This window comes from Pseudocitrobacter sp. CD920760 (genome assembly GCF_057782505.1).
The window spans coordinates 1-2985 of the sequence record NZ_JBWXSY010000006.1 but is presented as its reverse complement, the minus strand read 5'-3'; the positions used below and the strand labels follow the sequence as shown (position 1 = coordinate 2985).

The window sequence follows — 2985 nt, the reverse complement described above, 5'->3', positions numbered from 1 at the left end:
TATGAGCGAGTAGCGAAAACCGGCTTTTGCGTTTGCCAACTTTGAAAATATTTCGAAGAAATTTTTTCATTGGAAGGCAAAGCAAAAATTGATTTTTGAAATGCGAAGCATTGAAAAAATCAACATATACGCAAGGGGGAAAAAATGAATGACACAAAAGAAAAAATAAAAGTTTTTATAAGTGAATTATCAGAACAAGCCGAAAAAAATAATATTTCTTTATACGCAATAAAAGATAGATTTTTATTATCAATAAAAGAAAATATTTCTTTTGTTGATAATAAAGAAATAAGCGAAGAAACAAAAAAACAATATTATGATTTAGTAAAAGCAAATATAAAAAAACCGATTAATGAAGTTTTACTTTCTCAAAAATCGCGGGGAAGTTTCGACAAAACAAGATCGGCATATAAATTTGTTGTATATGATCAAATAAATATAATGCGATCAAAAATGGACGATTTACGCAAGGAGGCTAAAAAAAATCCTGAGAAAAAAGAATTTTATTATAACCAGCAACAAAAAATAATGGATCAGGTTTTTAATCTGTGTTTTAGATATAAAAACGAATACATAGATAAAAAAACAACATATAAAAAGGTGAGAGATTTAAATAATACAATTGGTATTGAAGAAGCAAAAGAAAGTAAAAAATACACAATGAAAAAAGCCGCAAGTAAAAATGAAGTTTTGGAAAAAATGAATAAAAACAAAAGGTTGTGGGCTAGGCATTCGCTGAGATTTTCGATTATATCAACTTTTGGATGTCGTCCCGCCGAATTAAATAATATATATTATTACATTGAAGGGGATCACATTATTGCCGAGATAGCAGGAAAAAAAGTCAATGAGGTTCGAGGTCAAAAAAGAAGAAAAATAGGTATTTTGATAGATAAAGAAGACATTTCCCACCAAGTAATAATAAATAATATTAAAAAAGGAAATAAAGTCTTAAAATCAACGCCAAGTGATTATAATTCTCTAAGAAAATATATTTTAAAAAATTTTGAAAATACTTCTTTATATTCTTATCGTCATATCGTTGCGAGTAAATTAAAAAACATATTAAGCGATCAAGAATTAGCCCGTTTTTTAGGTCATAGAAGCACAAACTCGGCAAAAAGTTATGGAAATAAAAGAACAGGTAAAAACTGGCTTAAACCTTCGGAAGATTACACTGCTGAGGCTTCAGATCCTGTTGTTGTTAAAACAAAAAGTTGTGATCATTTTAAAAAAGAAGAAGTAAAAAAAGATCATTCTATGGCAAAAAATTTAAAAAATTTCTTAAACAAAAAACCGTGAATTTTTAGACGGCTTGCCGTCTAAAAGTGAAGGGTTGACCAACCCCACAAAGTGGGGGCGGTAGTTGTTTTATTTTTCAACTGATTTTATTTCGTTGGTTTTTGTTTTTATATAGGATTGAACAAATGAAAGCCGATCACCGTTAAAAATGTAATCAGGATTAATAAAGTAGCAATTGCCGACCGTAGTTTCCGCAATAAAATTTTTGCTTATTAATTCTTTCATACCTCTGTAAAATGTAGCACGGGCAATTTTTACAATGCTTTGATCTACAAGGTCAAAAGCCATAAATATCTTATCGTTATCTTTGTTATCTTGAACAGTTCTATAAAGAATCTCAAAGACTTTTGTTCCTGCTGAACTAAGTTCAGTTAATGCTTTAACACCGTTAATATACAATTTTAAAAATTGGGTTTTATCAACCTCTTGATATCTAAAAAATCCAGCCCCTGCCAATCTTTCGCCTGTTTCTTCTGATACGACCATAAGCCGATCCTCTGTCTTGCCTTCTATTTTTCGCATACCTCCTTTTGAGTTATTACTTGCTACCATTAAAAAAGGGTTTTCTCTATATTTTGTTAAGCCTCTTCTTGATTTATTATCTTTTTTTTCTGTCATTTTATGATCCTCTTTATCTGTTTATAGTCTCTATTAATATATAAAATTTGATAAGTCAAGTATCAAAAACAAGTTTTTTATGATAGTTGCTGTATCAGTCAATGATAGTTGAAGTATCAAAAACAAGTAATAAATGATACTACAAGTTGCAGGATCTGAGACTTAAAATCTCAGATGTGAGACCAAGAATCCAGCAATAACAGGGCTTAAAGTTGTTTTTCTTCTTCATTCTTCTATAGGTGAATGAGCGAAGCTCGTTCACCTGGTTAAAATGTGGGGGAAACCCCCACACCCCCGAAATCTGAAAGATTTTTTTTTTAGTCCCTACGGGACAGCCGTTCCGGCCATGCTTTCGCACTTTACTTATGGTTTTATAAGGTTTGATAGTAAAACGGCTTAAAATGGCTTACAGGCGGTTTTATGGGGGGTGTTGTATAGTGCGATAGCAAAACCCCCCAATGATTGGGGGGTAGGGGGGGAAAGATTGAAAATTATTCCTGATTTTGTTTTTTTGCTTTGTAGTATCGATTAATAAAAAGTTTTTTATTCTCATAGAAAGCAGAAAAGCAAAAATATTTTTCTTCCAATGAAAAATATTTTTCATTTAAAAGTTGGAAAAAGTACAAAATAGATCGATCCTCCAGACTATTTAAAAAAGATTTATAATCATTATTTTTTTTATAAATTTCAATTTTTAATTGTATTTTTTTTGTATCTAATAAAACCATTGCAGAAAAAAAATCTTCTTTTATTTGGTCGTCTAGATCTTGATAAAAATTATCATGCATGTTTTTTTCTCCTTTTTTATTTTAATATATTTATATGTAAAACTTTTTATTAAAAAGTCAAAATATAAACGACGACCCGAAAAAAAATATAAAATTTTTTTTCTCTCGCCGTTGCCAATTAAAACCAAAACAGATCATTAATAATTGACAAAGCAAAAAATTATTTTATAAAAATAAAATAAGGGTTGATCATTATTGACCATTTAAAAAATGGTCAATAATGTAGCCGGAGGTAAAAAAGGGTCAAATTGAGCGAATGCGAATTTTGACAATTTTT

General features: G+C 29.6%; 3 protein-coding genes. 1 reads left to right on the top strand and 2 read right to left on the bottom strand.

Annotated features, from left to right (window positions below; all coding sequences use genetic code 11):
- Positions 1-144: 144 nt before the first annotated feature.
- On the top strand, positions 145-1302 hold the full coding sequence (locus AC1MKH_RS25975) for a site-specific integrase (protein ID WP_327622030.1): 1158 nt from the start codon (positions 145-147) through the stop codon (positions 1300-1302).
- A gap of 69 nt (positions 1303-1371) precedes the next feature.
- Here AC1MKH_RS25975 and AC1MKH_RS25970 read toward each other — a convergent pair whose 3' ends face one another.
- Together AC1MKH_RS25970 and AC1MKH_RS25965 are read right to left on the bottom strand one after the other, a co-directional pair.
- Positions 1372-1920: a replication/maintenance protein RepL gene (locus AC1MKH_RS25970; RefSeq protein ID WP_327622029.1), complete on the bottom strand. Its 549-nt coding sequence runs from the start codon at positions 1918-1920 to the stop codon at positions 1372-1374.
- Between the two features lie 491 nt (positions 1921-2411).
- Complete coding sequence (locus AC1MKH_RS25965; RefSeq protein ID WP_327622031.1) at positions 2412-2708, bottom strand: hypothetical protein; 297 nt, start codon at positions 2706-2708, stop codon at positions 2412-2414.
- Positions 2709-2985 lie beyond the last annotated feature (277 nt).